The 20,063-nt window shown below is 51.9% G+C and carries 14 protein-coding genes and 1 tRNA gene; 5 read left to right on the top strand and 10 right to left on the bottom strand.

Annotation, left to right across the window (positions count from 1 at the left end; translation table 11 throughout):
* Positions 1-23 precede the first annotated feature (23 nt).
* The 4 genes from gspF to gspC are packed head-to-tail and all read right to left on the bottom strand — an operon-like array spanning position 24 to position 5,588.
* On the bottom strand, positions 24-1,247 hold the full coding sequence (gene gspF / locus ACLQ7H_RS17810) for a type II secretion system inner membrane protein GspF (protein ID WP_411753803.1): 1,224 nt from the start codon (positions 1,245-1,247) through the stop codon (positions 24-26).
* A 1-nt stretch (position 1,248) separates the two neighbouring features.
* Positions 1,249-2,754 carry a type II secretion system ATPase GspE gene (gene gspE, locus ACLQ7H_RS17805; RefSeq protein ID WP_411753802.1) on the bottom strand — a complete coding sequence of 502 codons (1,506 nt, stop codon included), beginning with the start codon at positions 2,752-2,754 and terminating at the stop codon, positions 1,249-1,251.
* Complete coding sequence (gene gspD, locus ACLQ7H_RS17800; protein ID WP_411753819.1) at positions 2,751-4,715, bottom strand: type II secretion system secretin GspD; 1,965 nt, start codon at positions 4,713-4,715, stop codon at positions 2,751-2,753. Before gspD ends, gspE begins: the two co-directional genes overlap by 4 nt.
* Positions 4,716-4,733: 18 nt before the next feature.
* Positions 4,734-5,588 carry a type II secretion system protein GspC gene (gene gspC, locus ACLQ7H_RS17795; RefSeq protein ID WP_202672309.1) on the bottom strand — a complete coding sequence of 285 codons (855 nt, stop codon included), beginning with the start codon at positions 5,586-5,588 and terminating at the stop codon, positions 4,734-4,736.
* Between the two features lie 465 nt (positions 5,589-6,053).
* Here gspC and pulA point away from each other — a divergent pair, with 465 nt between their 5' ends.
* Positions 6,054-9,317 (top strand): pullulanase-type alpha-1,6-glucosidase, encoded by a 3,264-nt coding sequence (gene pulA / locus ACLQ7H_RS17790; protein ID WP_411753801.1) that lies wholly within the window; start codon positions 6,054-6,056, stop codon positions 9,315-9,317.
* Positions 9,318-9,527: 210 nt separating this feature from the next.
* Entirely contained in the window at positions 9,528-10,082 is a 555-nt protein-coding gene (gspB, locus tag ACLQ7H_RS17785; protein ID WP_411753800.1) for a type II secretion system assembly factor GspB, read from the top strand.
* Between the two features lie 49 nt (positions 10,083-10,131).
* On the opposite strand, the gene gspS is transcribed toward gspB, so the two are convergent.
* The 5 genes from gspS to ompC all read right to left on the bottom strand — a co-directional run bounded on the left by gspS (position 10,132) and on the right by ompC (position 13,245).
* On the bottom strand, positions 10,132-10,524 hold the full coding sequence (gene gspS / locus ACLQ7H_RS17780) for a type II secretion system pilot lipoprotein GspS (protein WP_411753799.1): 393 nt from the start codon (positions 10,522-10,524) through the stop codon (positions 10,132-10,134).
* A 379-nt stretch (positions 10,525-10,903) separates the two neighbouring features.
* Positions 10,904-10,991: transfer RNA gene (locus tag ACLQ7H_RS17775), tRNA-Ser, on the bottom strand.
* Positions 10,992-11,149: 158 nt separating this feature from the next.
* Complete coding sequence (osmE, locus tag ACLQ7H_RS17770) at positions 11,150-11,479, bottom strand: osmotically-inducible lipoprotein OsmE (RefSeq protein ID WP_065683122.1); 330 nt, start codon at positions 11,477-11,479, stop codon at positions 11,150-11,152.
* Positions 11,480-11,558: 79 nt separating this feature from the next.
* Complete coding sequence (locus ACLQ7H_RS17765; RefSeq protein ID WP_411753798.1) at positions 11,559-11,975, bottom strand: VOC family protein; 417 nt, start codon at positions 11,973-11,975, stop codon at positions 11,559-11,561.
* Between the two features lie 154 nt (positions 11,976-12,129).
* Entirely contained in the window at positions 12,130-13,245 is a 1,116-nt protein-coding gene (gene ompC / locus ACLQ7H_RS17760) for a porin OmpC (RefSeq protein ID WP_411753797.1), read from the bottom strand.
* Between the two features lie 838 nt (positions 13,246-14,083).
* Here ompC and ACLQ7H_RS17755 point away from each other — a divergent pair.
* The 3 genes from ACLQ7H_RS17755 to rcsB are packed head-to-tail and all read left to right on the top strand — an operon-like array spanning position 14,084 to position 18,602.
* The gene (locus ACLQ7H_RS17755; protein WP_411753796.1) at positions 14,084-15,235 is read left to right on the top strand and encodes an MFS transporter; all 1,152 of its coding nucleotides are present in this window, start codon (positions 14,084-14,086) and stop codon (positions 15,233-15,235) included.
* Positions 15,236-15,256: 21 nt separating this feature from the next.
* Positions 15,257-17,959, top strand: a complete 2,703-nt coding sequence (rcsD, locus tag ACLQ7H_RS17750; RefSeq protein ID WP_411753818.1) for a phosphotransferase RcsD — start codon at positions 15,257-15,259, stop codon at positions 17,957-17,959.
* The gene (gene rcsB / locus ACLQ7H_RS17745) at positions 17,952-18,602 is read left to right on the top strand and encodes a response regulator transcription factor RcsB (protein WP_021178490.1); all 651 of its coding nucleotides are present in this window, start codon (positions 17,952-17,954) and stop codon (positions 18,600-18,602) included. The genes rcsD and rcsB overlap by 8 nt, the downstream gene beginning before the upstream one ends.
* A 95-nt stretch (positions 18,603-18,697) precedes the next feature.
* On the opposite strand, the gene ACLQ7H_RS17740 is transcribed toward rcsB, so the two are convergent.
* Positions 18,698-20,063: response regulator (locus ACLQ7H_RS17740; RefSeq protein WP_411753795.1), on the bottom strand; the 1,366-nt coding region annotated here is incomplete at its 5' end.

The raw sequence follows: 20,063 nt of genomic DNA, 5'->3' as shown, positions 1-20,063 counted from the left end.
TCTCCGTTATTTGCAGATTGAATTTACATACTCATCAAGGTATTTAATTGCAGGATTGGCTGCAGGATCGCCAAAACGATAAACAGCACCACGCCCGCCATACTCACCACCAACAAGGGCTCAAAAAGTCCCAATGCCAACTGCATTTGGGCAGTAAACTCCCGATCCTGATTGTCTGCCGCACGTTCTAACATGCTGTCCAATTCCCCACTGCGTTCACCGCTGGCGATCATATGCCGCATCATTGGGGGAAACAGCGCAGTGATTTCCAGGGCCCGATGCAGGCTCACCCCCTCGCGCACCGATTCCGTTGCCAGTGACAGTTGGCGGCGCGCATATTCATTGGTTAATACATCTCCGCTGATGCGCATCGCTTGCAGCAATGGCACCGCGCTGGCATTGAGGATGCTCAGCGTTCTGGCGTAACGGGCAGTATTGAGCCCTCGTGCGATGCGTCCGATCACCGGGAGGCGCAGCAACTGCCGATGAAAAGCAATGCGCCGTGCTTCTTGGCGCAGCAACAGACGCATCAGCATCGGTGCCAATAACATCAACAACAGCACCCAAGGGCCAAAGGCTCGAACTCCGTCACTCAGCCCCATCAGCACACGCGTTGATAGCGGAAGTGCCTGCTTCATGTGAATAAACTGTTCCACCACCTTGGGCACGACGGCGGAAAGTAAAATGGCGATCACGCTGATGGCTACCACCGTCAGCACACAGGGGTAGATCATCGCCTGCAGGATACGAGCTCGCATTTGCTGGCGCTGCTCGGTGTAATCTGCCAACCGGTTCAGAACCAGATCCAGATGACCAGAGGCTTCACCCGCCGCCACCATCGCACAGTACAATCGCTCAAAACTGGTGGGGTAACCGCTCATGGCCTCCGCCAAGGAATGCCCCTCCAGTACTTTGGTACGCACTGCGGCCATCAGGCTGCGCTGGCGGGGTTTTTCACTCTGTTTTGCCACGGCATCAAGCGCCTCCTCCAAGGGTAAGGAAGCGGCAACCAAGGTCGCAAGTTGACGAGTCAACAACGCCAGATCGGCACTGCTAATCCCCCGGCCCCATGAAAGACGCCGCCCGCTTTGGGCCTGCTGCCGCTCGTCCTGCCCTTCATCCAGGCTTACAGGGACCAACCCCTGTTCCCGTAAAAGTTGACGGGCATGGCGGGCTGAATCCGCTTCCTGCACTCCCCGCCGTTTTTTGCCGCGCTCGTCTAACGCCTGATAATGGAATAGAGCCATGTCACCCCTCTTCCTGAGACTGGCTTTCGGTCACGCGGATCACCTCTTCCCAACTGGTCTCGCCCGCCAACACTTTTTCCAATCCCCCCTGGCGTAATGTCTTGTACTCATGACGTAATTGACGAGCAATCGTGAATTCACTCTCTCCCTGATGGATAGCCGTACGCACTCGGTCATCAATCAGCAGCAGCTCATGAATACCAGTACGCCCACGGTAACCGGTAAAATTACACTGCGAGCATCCTTTCGCCTGCCATAATGAGGTTCCGGGTAAAATCCCCATCTGATCGGCCAGGACCGGATCGGCGGCGTAAGTTTGACGACAATCGGGGCAGAGTGTACGTACCAGTCGCTGTGCGAGCACGGCCAGTAATGAGGTGGAAAGCAAAAAAGGCTCGATGCCCATATCCTGCAGCCGCGATAAGGCCCCCAGCGCGCTGTTGGTGTGCAGCGTGGAGAGTACCAGGTGCCCGGTCAGTGATGCCTGAACCGCAATCTGAGCGGTTTCGCTGTCGCGGATCTCCCCGACCAGCACCACATCAGGATCCTGACGTAGAATGGCTCGCAAACCGCGAGCAAATGTCATATCTACCTTGGGGTTTACCTGCGTCTGGCCGATACCCTCGAGTTCATACTCGATCGGGTCTTCGACCGTCATGATATTGCGTTCGCTGGCATTGAGGCGGCTCAATGCTGCGTAGAGGGTGGTACTCTTACCCGAACCTGTAGGACCGGTGACGAGGATAATGCCATGTGGCCGCTGGATCAGTTCATCGATCTGCCGCCGATTATGTGAAGACATGCCAAGCGCGGCGAGATCCAGACTGACGCTGTTTTTATCCAGTAAACGCAGAACGATTCGTTCACCATAATTAGACGGTAAGGTCGAAACCCGCACATCAATGGCTCGGCCACCGATTCGCAGTGCCATGCGCCCATCCTGGGGGATCCGCTTCTCGGCAATATCCAGCCGTGCCATGACCTTGATGCGCGATATCAATAAAGAGGCCAACCGACGCTGAGGGCGCAGAATTTCACGCAACACGCCATCAACCCGGAAACGGATCTGCAAATGGCGTTCATAGGTTTCGATGTGGATATCCGATGCTTTATCCTTGATGGCTTCAGTCAGCATCGCGTTGATCAGACGGATAATAGGGGCATCATCATCGGCATCCAGCAAGTCGTCGCTGTCGGGTAGTTCTTCTGCCAAGGTATAAAAATCCATTTCATTGCCGATATCGGTCATCATGCGTCGCGCCTCTTTCGAATCGCGCTGGTAGCTGATCACCAATTGTTTCTCAAACTCTTCACCCGACACCGTACTGATAGTCAGCCCACCCCCGGCAACCCTACGCGCCTCAAGCAATGCTGTGGCGGTGGTTTCCGCCAGACGGAGTACACGGCACCCAGCATGATCCCGCAACAGCAATATGCGTTGCTCGCGCGCATAGGCAAATGGCAACTGCGGGCGTAATTCACTCAGGTCCTCGGGGAGGGTATTCATCGCCCCCCCGTTGAATAGAATGCGCTGATCGCGGCATTAACCTGGCGGAAAGTGGCACCGTTTTGATCGGGTGGCAACTTCAATACCTCGTTATTCAGCGTGGCTGCGCTCCCTTGTTTGCCACGCTGTTGGTCTTGTTCCTGATTAAAAGCCTGATACTTTTCTGAGGAGGCACGGCGATACTGATCACGATCACGGATGATCGACGGGCGAATGAACAGCATCAGGTTGCGTTTGGAAACCTGTTTGCTGTTGGAGCGGAACAGATAGCCCAGCACCGGGATATCCCCCAGCACCGGAACCTTGTCCGTGCTGTCGCGGACGGTTTTATCCAGCAAGCCACCCACCACCACGGTTTCGCCGCTGCCTACCAGCACCGCGTTATTGACCGTGCGGGTATTAAAGGTCGCCCCCAGATTAGCACTGCTGCTGGAAGCCGCATCAGCCACACTGGAAACCTCCTGCTCGATCTCCAGCAGCACTGAGTCCCCTTCGTTGATCTGCGGTTTGACCTTCAGCTTAATGCCGACGGTTTTACGCTCCACCGTGTTGAAGATATTATCGCCCGACGTCGTTTGCGAGCCGGAGAGGACAGGAACCTCCTGGCCGACATTGAACGTCGCCTCCATGTTGTCAAGCGTGACAATGCTCGGTGTCGCCAGAATGTCATTCTTGCTACTGCTGGAAAGCGCGGTCAGCAGCATGGCCCAATTGCCCTGATAAAAACCGGCAGCAATACCGTTAAAACTGCTGAGAGCGCTGGCCAGGGTACTATTCACCGTCCCGTCCTGATTGTATTGATTGGCACCGGCAATCGCCGTGGTGATAGGCAAACCGGTATTGGTGAACTGCGTCACTCCGGCATTCTTGTTAGCCCACTGGATCCCCAGGTTCAAACCATCGGCGTCTTGTACCTCTGCGATAATCGCCTCCACCAGCACCTGTGCACGGCGAATATCCAACTGAGCTATCACCTTTTCCAGATCTCGCATGACATCCGGAGCCGCCGTCAGTATCAGTGAATTGGTTTGCTCATGCGCTTTGATGGTGATGTCTTTACGCAGCGCTTCCGCCGGCTTGGCATTCTGTTGCTCACTTTGAATACTGGTACTGACGCCAGTCAACACCTCAACCAGATCGGTGGCTTTGGCATACTTCAGGTAAATCACTTTGGTATTACCCTGCACGGCCTGCTCACGATCCAGCTGCTTGATCATGGCAATAATCCGCTGGCGGGAGTTGGGTTCTCCGCTGACCAGGACCGAGTTGGTTCGCTCATCCGCAACAAGATTGGCTACCATCAGGCTTGGCATCGCTGATTTGCTGGCATCCTTGGTTAATTCGGTGACCAGTTTGACGACTTCAGCAGCAGACGCATAGGCCAGCGGTACCGTTACCACACTACGGTCGCCTACCTTGTCAACCCGTTCAACAATCGCCATCAAGCGTTTGATCACCGCCGCACGCCCGGTCATCAGCAATACGTTGGAAGGCTCATAATGCACAACACTGCCAGCCCCAGCGTTATCGTTCAATTGACGGAGTAACGGGGCAAGATCGCGTGCCGCCACGTTATTGACCGGCACGACACGTGTCACCACTTCATCACCCTCGCCCGGCTGGGCATCGCTGGCTACCGGCACCGCAGCGGTTTTCGCATCCTTGGAACGCACCACTTTCAACACGCCGTTACGCATATCCACCACGGCAAAGCCATAAACGTCCAGCACGCTGAGGAAGAACTGGTAATACTGCTCCTCATTGAGCATGTCATAACTGCGTACGGTGATAGTGCCGCGCACGGCAGGATCGATAATCACCGTTTTATTCAGATTCTTGCTGACCGTATTTATAAACTCCTGAATATCCGTGCCCTTGAAGCTGGCAGAAAACTCGGCACTCCAGCCCTGCCGAGTACCAAGCAGCATCACCGCCAGTAGCACAATGCGTAAGCTCCTGATTATTTTTGTATTTAACAATTAGTCATCTCCAAGAGCCAAATAGATATCCTGTAACTGCCCGCCACGCTCAACGGTAAGATTTAGTTCACTGAGTTCTGAAAGCTGTTTCAATGCCTGTTGAGCCTGCTGTGCATCGCGCAGATCCAGGCCATTAAGCGCTATGGCAAGATCGTTTTCATGCAGCCCGACCTTGCGGAATAACTCCCCTTGTTTTCCCGGATTGAGTCGATAGCCGATGAGTTTGTCATCCACCATCACCGGTGAGATATTCAGGTAATTAAGAATGCTTTGCGGCTGCTTTTGCAGCTGTGCCTTGAGCTGCGACGCTGAGGTTTTTTTGTCACTTTTAGCGGCCTCGGGTTGCTCACTGAACAACAACAACGATTCATAATTCCCCTGATAGGAGATAACGATACGATCGGCAAAAATTGACGCAATTCGGGCGTCATAACCAGGCACCTTCTCCCCCACGCCAAGGCTGAACTGTTTGCTATCTTTGGCGATAATGGCGATGGAACGCTCTGAACTGGGGCTGGCGACAATGCCGGTCAGGTTTAGCTTGAGAGAAGAAGGCGGTGCGTTACGCAGGGTTTGCTCAGAGACCGAATGCTCAGTGGCGGAAGATGAGGGTGCCGAAGTACCAAAGAGGGTGAAGCGGTAACGTTCAGACTCACCTCCACCGCTGGTTGTTACTGGTGCGAAGTCTGCTTTGGATAAGCGTACGGGGGATATTTCAGGGGGCAGGAGCCCGTGCCAGGTGAGCAAGGCTAGTTGATTGCAAATCAACAGTGACAGCACGCATAAAGCCCATCGCGGCGTTAACAGCCTGACAGTAGCCTCTCTGCATACCGATAACAATACAGAAAATCGCATCTTGCCTTCCTTTGCCTGCTTCTCTGTTTACGCCAGCTAGAAGTTCACCGATATCAGTCAATCGGTGGGCATATCGTTGGGGGCATTGTCGTTTGAGAATATGTAAGGTTATGACTGAAACCTTACAACTCAGTACCTCTGTCAGCCCTTACGTTTCTGAATACATCCTCTCAGAAGTGGTTACTTTATACATACTCCCCTCAATAATAAATCATTATTTTTACTTATCGAAATAATTTATCTTTCTGTTTTTATAGCTATTTATTTCTTAATCTCGCTAGCATAAAAGCGGTTTGACCTGTTTTATCTCCCTCCTCTAAACGTCGGTTCCTCCTTCCACCTACGCCCCTCCTCCTCCTAAAGCAGGAGGATGCTCCTCCTCAGTATGCAATATCTAATACCACTGCTTTACACATTGATACGATTTTTTACTTTCTATAATGTAAGCCTGATAGGGAATTTAGAATGCTGAAAAATACCTGTAATGCCCTACTTTTCGGCTCGCTTGTCATATTGAGCGGCTGTGATAATAATAATTCTTCAGACGTTAGCCCCGATACCAACAACCAAGAGCCGATTGCACGCCTGCCTGACATAGCCATGCCTGGCGAAGCCGTCATGGCAGGAGAAAACCAGGCGGTAATTCATCTGGTCGATATTGCTGGTATCACCAGCGGGTCCGCCGCTGATTACAGTACCAAGAACCTGTTTTTGTGGAATAACGACACCTGTGACGCCCTGGATAACCCCTCGGGGGACTGGAGTGACACCAGTACAACACCGACAGGCAGCGACAGTTATGGCCCGTATTGGGTGCTACCACTGACCAAAACCACTGGATGTATCAACTTCATTTTGCGTGATGGCACCAATAAGCTGATTGATGCGGATATGCGTTTATCGTTCAGTGATTTTCCGGACAGGACCGTTTCTACCCTTGCAGGTAGCAGCACGCTTTATGATACCCGTGCCGAAGCTTTCCGCGCGGCCTTCGGGGTGGCTCTGGCCGAATCCCATTGGGTAGATAAACACACCCTGCTGTGGCCTGCCGCGGAAGGGAAACCTATCGTGCGTCTGTACTACAACCACAGTGGCAAAGTGGCTGCCAACAGCGAAGGGAAATTTACCGATCGCTATCTTTCTCTGACACCGACCAGCATCAGCCAGGAACTGGGTTCACGCTTCCCTCACCTTTCGGGTTATGCCGCCTTCAAGTTGCCGGATAATGCCAAAGTAGACGAACTGCTGAGCGGCGAGACCGTCGCCCTGGCCGCCAATCAGGACGGCATCCTTATTTCAGCGACTCAGGTACAGACCGCTGGCGTTCTCGATGATCGCTTCTCAGCCGCAGCGGAAGGCCTGGAATATGGTGCTCTGCTGACCGATTCTGGCGTCACTTTCCGTGTCTGGGCACCAACGGCCCAGCAGGCAGAACTGGTGATCTACAGTGCGGATAAAAAAGTCATTGGTAGCCATCCGATGACCAGAGATAACGATTCCGGTGCCTGGTCATATCAAGGAAGTCACGACCTTAAGGACGCTTTTTATCGTTACGCCCTGACCGTTTATCATCCGCAATCGCGCAAAGTGGAGCAGTATGAAGTCACCGACCCATACTCCCATAGCCTCTCCACGAACTCCGAATACAGCCAGGTCGTGGATCTCAATGACAGCGCGTTGAAACCAGAAGGCTGGGACGGTCTGACAATGCCACACCTACAGACCAGCCAGGCTGATATTGCCAAGATGGTCATCCATGAGTCGCATGTCCGCGATCTTTCCGCCTGGGATCAGACCGTTCCTGAACAGGTACGGGGTAAATATCTGGCGTTGACTGCCAGTGACAGCAATATGGTGCAGCATCTCAGACAGCTTGGGCAAGCTGGCGTAACCCACATTGAATTGCTACCGGTGTTTGATCTGGCAACCGTTAATGAGTTCAACGACAAAGTGGCGGATCTCACCCATCCATTCAGTCGGCTTTGTGAACTGAACAGCGCCGTTAAGCAAAGCCGTTTTGCTGGCTACTGTGGGAGTTCAACCTCCATCGGTGATGTACTTGACGAACTGAAACAAAATGACAGCCAGGACAATCCGCAGGTGCAGGAATTGAATGGCTATGTGGCCCAGACTGACTCCTACAACTGGGGTTATGATCCGTTCCATTACACGGTGCCTGAAGGTTCTTACTCTACCAATCCCGAAGGCACTGCCCGCATCAAAGAGTTTCGTACCATGGTGCAGACCATCAAGCAGCAACTGGGCATGAACATCATCATGGACGTGGTTTATAACCATACCAATGCGGCTGGCCCAACGGATCGCACCTCGGTGCTGGATAAAATCGTGCCCTGGTATTATCAACGCTTGAATGAAACTACGGGCAGTGTAGAGTCGGCCACCTGCTGTTCCGACTCGGCCCCCGAACACCGGATGTTTGCCAAACTGATTGAAGACTCTCTGGTAGTCTGGAGCCGAGACTACAAGATTGATGGATTCCGCTTTGACCTGATGGGCTATCATCCGAAAGCACAAATCCTGGCGGCCCGGGAGAAAGTAAAATCGGTGAACCCCAACGTTTATTTCTTTGGTGAAGGTTGGAATTCTGGTCAGGACGATCGCTTCGAAATCGCTTCGCAGATCACGTTAAAAGGCACCGGTATTGGCACCTTCTCCGATCGTCTGCGTGATGCTGTTCGCGGAGGCGGCCCGTTTGACTCTGGTGATGCCTTGCGTCAAAACCAGGGGGTGGGTAACGGCGCTGGAGTATTGGCTAACGAATTAACCCAGCAAAATGAGGATACCGTGCGCCATCTGGCCGATCTGACCCGTCTGGGCATGGCCGGCAACCTGGCTGAATTCCTGCTGATCGATAAAGACGGCTCCGTCAAGAAAGGTAGCGAAATTGACTATAACGGGGCGATTGGGGGTTATGCCAACGATCCGACCGAAGTGGTCAACTATGTTTCCAAACACGACAACCAAACCTTATGGGATATGATCAGTTACAAAGCCGCACGTGAAGCCGATCTCGCTACTCGCGTACGCATGCAGGCGGTGTCACTGGCCACTACGTTGTTGGGGCAAGGGCTGGCATTCGATCAACAAGGCTCAGAACTCTTGCGTTCCAAGTCATTTACCCGTGACTCATATGATGCAGGGGACTGGTTCAACCGTGTGGATTACAGCTATCAAGACAACAACTTCAACGTTGGTATGCCCCGCATGAGCGATGACGGTGACAACTATTCGCTGATCGCCAGCGTAAAAGATGCTGTTGCCACACCTGGCCAAACAGAGATCGCGCAGATGACCTCGTTCTATCAGGAACTCACCCAACTGCGCCAATCTTCGCCTCTGATTGCCTTGGGTAGCGGCCATGAAGTGATGAAGCGTGTCGATTTCCGTAACACCGGCGCAGAACAGCAACTGGGCTTACTGGTGATGACCATTGATGACGGCATTCAGGCTGGCAACGATCTTGATCCACAAGCCGATGCGTTAGTCGTTATCATCAACGCAGCGCCGGAAGCCAGAACGCTTGATGACTTTACCGGTGAAAACCTCACCCTGAGCGCGATCCAACAAAACCTGGGAGACCGCTCACTCGCCTCCGGCGTCAATATTACCGCAGAGGGCAGCGTTACATTACCAGCCTGGTCGGTGGCCTTGTTGGTCAAACAACAAGTCGCTGCCCAAGGTGCAGGTTTGCCTGTAAGCAGTAAATAAAACGGTCCGTTTCGGGTCACTATCAGGTGGCCCGAAACGAGATGTTAAACCAACTAAGTCACATCAATCCCGAATATAAGTACAATGCTATTGACCCGAGTTTTCTGGCAGGATATACCCTTCATAATTTGGCGTTGCCCCCTGCGTTGGCGACACGCCAATAAACAACCTCTGGCTGTAGAAATCAGCGTTAATTAAAGGTTCAGGGATGTGGACAATAAATCGATAGTAGAGCCAGAAGTCAGCGTTCAGCCAGCCAAGGGGCTGTTTATTCCCCGCTTTCTGCTGCCAGTGTATGCATTGTTGTTAATAGCGATAGGTTGGTTTTCCGGACAGCACTGGAGTAACAACGAAGCTTTCGCTGCCCCCGCGTTGACTCAAATTGCCCCCTCTGCCGCGATAAAAACGGAGATGCCCAGGCATACGGTCACCAACGCTGATACAGAAACTGCGCATGATGAAAATAAACCGGCGCAGCAAGTGGGATCAGATAACAAAGTCCTCCCCTCCTTAGCCAGTGATGAATTAACCCCTTTAAGATACAGCGCGCACGTTTACGCATCGGAAGATGACAAACGCAGCATCACGCTGAACGGTCAGCGTTATCAGGAAGGAGACAGCCCTGCCCCCAACCTTACGATTGAGCAAATACAACAGGACGTGACCATCTTTAACTTCAATGGCGATGTATTCACACTTGACGCGTTAGAGGATTGGCCGGGCGGCAAGGTGGATAGAGAAAGCGCCGCCGAAGGATCAGAATAAATCTTACCACTAGCCCGTACACTTGGCGCAGGGCATCAAGTTGGTGTCACTAACTGCTTCTTTCTGCACGCAGTTCGTCGGTAAAAGGTGCCAACAGGCTGTTAAAGCTGCTGCACTTAGTTTGTTCCGGCGTATTGTCTCTCATCAGGCTTTGATAAATTTCCTCACTACGCTGCGGCAAAGCCCCGTAGCCAGCGTTATTCCAGCCTCGTTGCTTGGCGACTTTGTAGGCAACCTTGTCAATGACCGCATCGCTGGGTAAATCACTACGATTGCACTTATATTTCAGATACTTGGTACTGGCAATCACTGAAGCCAGTTGTTCTACCTGTTCAGTAAAGGCGACCGGATCCTTTTGCAGAGAAGAACGTGGTTGCTGACAACCCGCCGTTACCAGCAAAAGCAGCACAGGGACAAGACGAAAAATTTGAGTTAACTGCATGATAATAATAATCTTATCTTGATTAAGTGGTTCTATTTTAACAAATCCCCCAGCACTGTCACTTGCTAGAGAGAAAAGTTTTCCTTATTGCGATCCCGCTTGCAGATTCATTTTCAGTGCTTTGCATTTTACTTCGTAGCCACACATTTACTGGGGTTTACAGCGGATTTTGCAAACTGTAGAGCAAGATAAGGCAGGGGCTAGCGGCAATCACTCACCTGATAGCAAACTATGGGAAGATCACATCGTGAAAAACGGATCCCTCAAATACCTGTCCAATACCAGGCAAACAAGAGCAACGGCAGTCAACATCCAATGGCATACCGAGAAACACTAAAAACAAAAAACCCCAAGCTCTTACGAGCTTGGGGTCAGTATTTGGCGGAAGGACAGAGATTCGAACTCTGGGAGCTGTTACACTCGACGGTTTTCAAGACCGTTGCCTTAAACCACTCGGCCATCCTTCCAATGGGCGCAGATATTAACGGTACCGTTATGAAATGTCTATCGTTTTCACGTAAAAAAATGCGTCGAAACGTTCGTTCGCTTAAATTTCAGGCCGATTGCGGTTAAAAAAACCAGAACCCCGCATCAGCGAGGCTCTTTTCGAACAATAAGCAGGCGGTTATTTAGGTTGGGTATCGTACTCTGAACAACTCTGATAACCCTTGTTCATCACGTGGCCCGTGTCGTTGAAGCTGACAAAATAAGTCTGTGCTTTTCCATCCCGTGGTGCCACGGCATAAGTATCACAGGTGCCCTGTGCATGGATCAGGCTAGCAGAGGTCGATGGTGGCCCGGCAATGGCGCGCACTTGCTGTTTCGTCATCCCGACTTTTACATCGCTTACCACAGGCTCGTTCACATAGCTCGCGGCCCTGTCGTAAGTGGTACACCCAGTCAGTACGGTAAATAGCGCCGCAGTACATACGGCCAAAACCAGTTTCTTTGTCATAGCTTTTCTCCTTAGCATGCTTATTGTTATCTAAGTGTAGAAGCTAAAAGGCTTTTCTGCCAATAATGCTTTGCCGCGGTTAATAGTTGGCCCAGATGCCCGGCGTCACCAACTCCAACAGGTGGCCATCCGGATCGCGGAAATAAATGCTCTCCGCGCCTTGTTCCCAATGCATACGCCCTTCTATCTCAATGCCGTGTTCGGCCAACTGCTGCTCCCACAGGGGTAACTGGGCCTTGCTCACGGCCAAGCCGAGATGCTGTGGGCCGTTGCCGTCATGAGGAGGGATATAACCTTCAGGATAGTGAACGCCGTTCAGCGAATCCCCGGCAACAAACAGCAGCAATACGCTTTGGTCGGAGATGTTATAGGCCCGGAAACGTTCATTAGCTACCATTGCTGGCAGTTGCAACACCTGCTGATAGAAGGCAGCGGCACGTTCGATATCGTTGACATACAGCACCGTCTCAATCACCCGCTCAATCTTCAGTTCCATACCCACCTCCTGATTTATCAACTTATCAACAGGGTAGGCAGGTACGGGCTCAGCAGAATAGCAATCAGTGCCGCGTGAAGATCAATCTGTGCGGCTGGCGTACGGGCAAAAAAAACGCGGCCCGAAGGCCGCGTGGTCACATTCACGGTATTGCTTAGAACTGGTAAACCAGGCCTACAGCAACCACGTCGTCGGTATTGATACCGGCTCTGTCGGTAAATGTGCTGTCATCCAGCAGGTTGATTTTGTAGTCAACGTAGGTGGACATGTTTTTGTTGAAGTAGTAGGTTGCACCCACATCAACATATTTCATCAGGTCTTGGTCGCCGTAGCCGCCGCCGATGTCCTTACCTTTAGACTGCAGGTAAGCCACGGAAGGACGCAGGCCGAAGTCGAACTGGTACTGTGCAACCACTTCGATGTTCTGTGCCTTGTTCGCGTAACCATACACAGAGCTATTGTTGCTACCGAAGCGGGTAGCGTTGTAGGACTGGGTATACATCGCTGCCAGGTAGACGTTGTTGGCGTCGTATTTCAGACCACCGCTATAGGCTTCAGCTTTGTCACCACGGCCCAGAATGGAAGAGTTGCCGTTAGGACCGCCGTTCTGATCGTTAGTACGGTCAGAGCTGAAATAGGCCGCAGCGGCGCTGATACCGTAGCCCAGATCGTAGGAAGCGGACATGCCGTAACCGTCACCGTTCTGGTTCAGGACATCACGGCCATTGTTGCTTTCTTCACCGTTGCCGTTTTTACCCTGATACTGCAGGGCAAAGTTCAGGCCATCAACCAGACCGAAGAAGTTATTGTTACGATAGGTCACTACCCCGTTGGTACGTTGGAACAGGAAGTTGTCCGCGCCATAGGTATCGCCACCAAACTCAGGCAATACGTCGGTCCATGCGCCGATGTCATACATCACACCGTAGTTACGGCCGTAATCCAATGAGCCGTAATCGCCGAATTTCAGACCAGCGAAGCCCACACGGGTGAAGGCATCATTTTCAGCTTCGGTTTTATTCAACTGAACCTGATATTCCCACTCACCATAACCGGTCAGTTGATCGTTGATCTGAGTTTCGCCACGCAGGCCAAAACGCATGTAAGACTGATCGCCGTCGGTTTTATCGTTGTCAGAAAAATAGTGAAGACCATCGATTTTACCGAACAAATCCAGTTTATTGCCGTCTTTGTTGTAGATTTCTGCTGCACCTGCTGTGCCTGCCACCAACAGAGCTGGGACGATCAGGGAGAGTACTCGAAGTTTCATCGTTATTATCCTCTTAATTATGTCGAGCTACGGCCACTGCTCTTCTGAGCATTATTAGCGCGACTGTGAATCACCATTCTGGTAACAAGGGCTATATTAATCCAGAAAGAAAATGATACCAAGTATCCGATAGTGTTTCATACCCATATTTAAAGGTTTCAAAATGTAAACATCCGCGAACTTTAACAAAAACTTACCGACAAAGCCAATAAGGCACCCAAAGATAAAAAAATAAATTAAACCTTAAAAAACAACAAAATATACAAATCTTTATAAAAACAAAGATAACAGTACAAAAGTACCAGACAATAAGCACGTTGTGCCAAAAACCGTTTCAACACCTGGCGCTATAATCATCCCGCTATCATCATTATTTTCATTATTACCTTCATTATCCGTATGATAATTTTTGTAGTTACGACCGGCCTCAGGCCGGTTTTTTTATATCCAAAATCCGCGCATTAGCCGGTGCAAAAAGCATTTTATGCACAAATTTAATCACAGCGAGATATCATAAACATGAACAATCACCGCACTAATAGCTAAATTAATCATAAATACCCCGCCAGAAAATTAACCAATGGATAATTAACCCGCACCCATCGATTAAATAACCCGCAACCACATACAAAATAAAAATGGTTCCTCCATAAATCCCCACGCTAATAGATTTGTTACCTTGCGAAACTATTTCACCCTCGGTAGCGCGTGGTCTAACACCGATTCTCTCCCCTAATAGGCTACACGGTTAACGCGAATCCTTTCGACCCCGATCACAGATTGTGATAAAAACAGGGGTTCATTTAAGCCACTACCCAGAGCCGATCCCGATACCTACATGACAGTTACTTGCAACGAACAAAGTAAGCCCGGTGTACCCGAGCAGAATGCCACCCGCCTGGCCTTTTTTATCGCCGGGCTGGCGATGGCTACCTGGGCGCCGCTGGTGCCTTTTGCCAAAACGCGCATCAGCATAGATGATGGCTCATTAGGCCTGCTGCTGCTGTGCATCGGGGTCGGGTCGATCATGGCGATGCCGTTGACCGGGCTATTGACCGGCAAATTTGGTTGCCGACGTGTGATCCTATTGGCAGGTATCGCCCTGTGCATCGATTTGCCGCTGCTGGTGCTGATGGATTCCACCTTGGGGATGGCATTAGCGTTACTGCTGTTCGGTGCGGCACTGGGTATGATTGACGTTGCCATGAATATTCAGGCCGTGGTGGTCGAACGCGCCAGCAATCGTGCCATGATGTCCGGCTTTCACGGTTTCTTCAGCATTGGCGGGATCGCCGGTGCTGGTGGGGTCAGCGCACTATTATGGCTGGGGCTAGGCCCGCTACAAGCCACTCTGATCGCCGTCGTCGCCATCCTGGTTCTACTGCTGATTGCCAGTAAAAACCTGCTGCGTGAAAGCGGCGGAGATAAAGAGGGCCCGATGTTCGTTCTGCCACGTGGTTGGGTGATGTTCATTGGCCTGCTGTGCTTTATCATGTTCCTGGCAGAAGGCTCAATGCTTGACTGGAGCGCGCTGTTCCTGACCACCCTGCGCGGGATGGATCATAACCAGGCAGGGTTGGGGTACGCTTTGTTCTCCATTGCCATGACGATCGGCAGGCTGAATGGCGATCGCGTGGTCAATGCCATGGGCAGATATCAGGTGCTGTTGCTGGGTAGCCTGTGTGCGGCCATCGGCCTGGCGCTAGCCATTGCCATTGACAGCGCCATAGCCTCCTTGATTGGTTTTATGCTGGTCGGCGTCGGGGCATCCAATGTGGTCCCTATTCTGTTTAGTGCTGCCGGGAATCAACGCGTCATGCCTGCCAACCTGGCCATCGCTTCGGTCACCACGGTAGGCTATGCCGGTATTCTGGCTGGCCCGGCAGTGATCGGGTTAATCGCCCAGGTCTCCAGCCTGACGTTTGCCCTGGCCTGTGTCGTTGCATTACTGCTGATCGTCACTGCCAGCGCCAAAGCGGTCACTCGCTAATTTCAGGAATGCGTAGCCATGTTGCAAGATAGACAACTGACCATTAACTCCCGCTACATCACCCGCAGCTTTTGGCTGTTTATCGTGCTGCTGGCCATGGCCATTGGGCTGTACAGTTACAACTACACCAACGCCTATCTGACGGAGAAAAAACATGCCGTCAACACCATCGCCAATATGCTGCAAAAGCGTATCGACAGCTACCGCTCTCTGACCGAGCAAATCTACGACAAATTTGGTAATAGCGCGTCGCTTCCTATTGAGAGCAACCTGCAGGAAACCCGACTGCGTCCGGATGTGTATTATGTTGAGAAGCGACGCAGCAAAACCGATGCGGTCATTTTTGGCAACCACGACAACGCCACGCTGGCTACGGTTGCCAATATCTCGGACTTCCTGGATAACCGCTGGGGAACCGAGACCGAAAACTATGCGATGTATTTTCTCAACGGGCAAGATAACAGCCTGAGCCTGGTGACGACCCAATCGCTGAAAGAACTGACCTCGCGGTTGAAAGAAAACTACCTGACCACGTCGGTGTCAGACCGCCGCACCGAAATGCTGCAACAGGCCAATATGCTGGACGAACGCGAGAGTTTTTCCGGCCTGCGCAAACAGCGCTTCCAGAACGCCTATTCGTTTTCTATCCGCACCACCTTTAACCAGCCGGGGCATTTGGCCACGGTGATCGCCTTCGACCTGCCGATTAACGATATCATTCCGCTTAATATGGCCCGCTCTAACTTCCTGCTGCTGCCCGATGATGAAGAGATCGACGACAGCGTGGCGCCGAGCGAAACGGCAATCAACGCCCAGGCCGCCTTGAAAGGCAGTTGGGTTGAATTCAGTGTTTCCTTGCCCAACTCGCCGTTGCAGTTGATTTACCGCGTTTCAGCTTTCAATCTGGCGATTGACCTGCTGCGCAATAACATCTGGCTACTGGCGGTCAATCTGCTGTTGCTGACGCTATCGATGGTGGGCATTTATTTCCTGCGCCAACAATACATCCGTCCCAGCGAAAATATCGCCGCCGAGCTTGAGCTCCAACGTTCGCTCAACCAGGAAATTGTCGCCAGCCTGCCTTGCGGGCTGCTGGTCTATGACTTTGCCGATAACAGCGTGATTACCAGTAACAAGATCGCTGAACACCTGATGCCACACCTCAGCCTGTCGAAAATTGCCCATATGGCGGAGCAGCATCATGGCGTGATCCAGGCCACGGTCAACAACGAAGTCTATGAGATCCGCATCTTCCGCAGCCAACGAACGGCTGAAACCTATCTGTTCCTGCTCAACGATCAGGATAAAGAAGTGATGGTGAACAAACGGCTGCAACAGGCCCGCCGCGAATACGATAAAAACGTTCAGGCCCGGAAGTTGATGCTGCACAACCTGGGGATCGAGCTTAATCAGCCGGTGCGTCACATGCATGAGTTGGCCGAGAGCCTCCGCCAACCGTCAGATGCCGAGCAGCAACAGGCATTGCTCAAACAACTCAACCTGGCTTCTGCATCGGTATTGGAGCTGATCGACAATATCACCCTGCTCACCCGGCTGGAGACACAGGATTGGCAGCCGGTACGTCAACCCTTCAACCCATCGGCACTGCTGGATGAACTGCTGCTGGACGTTCTGCCAGCCATCAACCAAAAAGGGTTGGCGCTGTTCAATCACGTTAATCTGGACGCCAGCCAACAGTACCTTGGCGATGCTGGCGCACTGCGTAAAATCCTTTCATTGCTGCTGCGTTATGCCATCATCACCACCGCCTACGGCAAGATCACCCTGGTGGTGGAACAGGAAGCCGATCGCCCTGAACACCTGGTATTTCATATCAATGACACCGGCACCGGCATTTCCAATGAGGAAATCAGCAACCTGACCTACCCGTTCCTCAGCCAAACGCTGGTCGATCGCTTCGACCACGGTTCTGGGCTGACGTTTTTCCTGTGTAATCAGCTATGCAAAAAACTCAATGGTCAGTTGGATATCCGCAGCAAAATCGATATCGGTACCCGCTATACCATTCGTGTCACTATGGAACAGGAGAAAACAGAGGAACAGGCGACGGAGAAATTACTCGATGGGGTAACGGCGCTGCTGGATATCACCTCCGACGAGATCCGTCATATCGTAACTCAGCTACTGGCGAGCTACGGGGCGAACTGCATCGTGGCCGAGGAGCACCAAAACAGCCGGGAGTATGATGTGTTGCTGACCGATAGCCCGCAGCAGGCCGACGATTATACGTTACTGCTTGCCAGTGATGAAGCGGGTTGGCAACAGCTTGATAAAGGGTATATTCGCGTCAACTATAACCTGCACCATGCCATGATCGACGCTATTTTGATCTTGATTGAACACCAGATGGCGGCACTGGAGCAGGAAGAAAACCCTGTAGAATCACTGGCGGATAGCGCCCAAGTGTATGAAAAACAATTGAGATCAAGTGATTACTATGGTTTGTTTATTGATACAGTACCCGACGATATCAAAAAACTGTATACTGAGGCGGGCAGCAGTGATTTTGCAGCGCTGTCCCAAACCGCACACCGCCTGAAGGGCGTGTTTGCTATGTTAAATCTGCTTCCCGGCAAGCAACTGTGTGAATCGTTAGAACAGCACATCGCGGACGGTGATGCGCTCAAGATCGAGAATAACATCAGTCAGATTGATTTTTTCGTCAGTAGACTGCTGCAGCAAGGTAGCCAACAACATGAATAACCTGAACGTAATTATTGCCGATGACCATCCTATCGTACTGTTTGGCATCCGGAAGTCACTTGAGCAAATTGAGTGGGTGAATGTCGTTGGGGAGTTCGAGGACTCTACAGCACTGATCAACAATCTGTCCAAGCTGGACGCCAACGTATTGATCACCGATCTTTCGATGCCAGGTGACAAATATGGCGACGGCATTACGCTGATCAAGTATATCAAACGCCACTATCCGCAATTGTCGATCATCGTCCTGACCATGAACAACAATCCGGCCATTCTCAGCGCAGTGCTGGATCTGGACATCGAAGGTATCGTACTGAAACAGGGTGCGCCTACCGATCTGCCAAAAGCGCTGGCCGCATTGCAGAAAGGCAAGAAATTCACACCAGAGAGCGTCTCAAAGCTGTTGGAGAAAATCAGTGCCAGCGGTTACGGTGACAAACGCCTCTCCCCGAAAGAAAGTGAAGTGTTACGCCTGTTCGCCGAAGGTTTCCTGGTGACCGAAATCGCCAAAAAACTGAACCGCAGCATCAAAACTATCAGTAGCCAGAAGAAATCAGCCATGATGAAACTGGGTGTTGATAACGATATCGCACTGCTCAACTATCTCTCCTCCGTCAGTATGACGCAGTTGGATAAAGATTAAAGTTAAACGGGCGCAACATGCAGCGCCCCTACGTGGTGAGCCGGGTACGGGTTTATCAGCTAGCAAAAGGGCGCTCTTATGCGCCCTTTTTGTTTTTATGTGTTTTCCAACTCTGCCCGATGTCGCCTTACCCGTTGGCTGTAATAGCCCAGCGACTGCTCTAACGTCTCCAGCGTGACCGGCTTCGACAGGCAGTTATCCATCCCGGCCTCAAGACAGCGCTGTTTCTCTTCCGCCAAGGCATTGGCCGTCACGCCAATCACCGGGGCAGTAAAATCAGCCTGACGCAGGCAACGTGTCAATTCATAGCCATCCATATTCGGCATATTGACGTCAGTCAATACGATATCCACCGCGTTGCGCTCCAGTACGCTGAGCGCGTCAACACCATCATTGGCAGTAATCACCTGATATCCCAACGAGGCCAGCTGATCGGACAGTAAGCGCCGGTTAATCGGGTGATCGTCCACCACCAGCAGGCGAATATCCCCATTTACGGCACTATTGGCCTTAACCGGTAACGGCAGTTGCACCAACGCCTTGTCGCTTTCGGTAACCACACCAAACAGCCGGTTCAACAGCTGGATGGCATCTCGTGGAGTGGAAGTACTATGCAGCCAGTAACCCGGGTGCGTTTCCAATGACGGTCCAATGTGCGCGATGGAGAACTCAATCTGTGCCAACCGCGGGGTGTCCACCTGTAAAGGGTAATCGCTGAGCAGAACATCCCCTGCCGTAGTTTGCTGCCCCTCATAACGTAATACCGTAGCCCCATAGCCGCCAAGGATCGCCTGCAGGTAGCTTTCCAACCGCTGATTACGAATTTGCAGCCACAGGTTTTTGCCCTGCCAGGTATCGCTGGCCTGCGGCGTCGGGAACAACGCCCCAAAGAGCGGGATACGAATAGTAAACAGGCTGCCGAGGCCAGGCTCAGACTCCACCGCGATGTCACCGTCCATCAGGTTGATCAGTTTTTCACAAATCGCCAGCCCAAGCCCAGTGCCCTGGAAATGGCGCTGCACCCCGCTGCCAACCTGGAAGAAGGGGTCAAACAGGCGCAGGACCTCTTTTTCTGGAATGCCGACGCCGGTATCACGAACGCTGAATTCCAGATAGCTGTCACGGGTGCAGACCTGCAGAATGATACAACCGGTATCGGTAAACTTGATGGCGTTATTCAACAGGTTAGATAACACCTGCTGCAAACGCACGGGATCGCCATTGATACGCTCAGGCACACCTTGTTCAATAAAACAGTACAGGCCAAGCCGCTTTTTCACCACCAGCGGCAAGTAGTTGCCCGCAATGTGGGTAATGACTTCCAGGCAAGAAAACTCACGGGGTTCTATCTTCAACTGCTCCGACTCAATCTTGGAGAAGTCCAGGATGTCGCTGATGATCTTCAACAACAACCCCGAGGAGTTGTTCATTGCGTTGACCAGGCGATCGACCCCTTGCGGC

Source organism: Serratia sp. (in: enterobacteria), from assembly GCF_046715635.1.
Taxonomy (GTDB): domain Bacteria; phylum Pseudomonadota; class Gammaproteobacteria; order Enterobacterales; family Enterobacteriaceae; genus Chania.
This window is presented reverse-complemented; position numbering and strand designations above follow the sequence as displayed.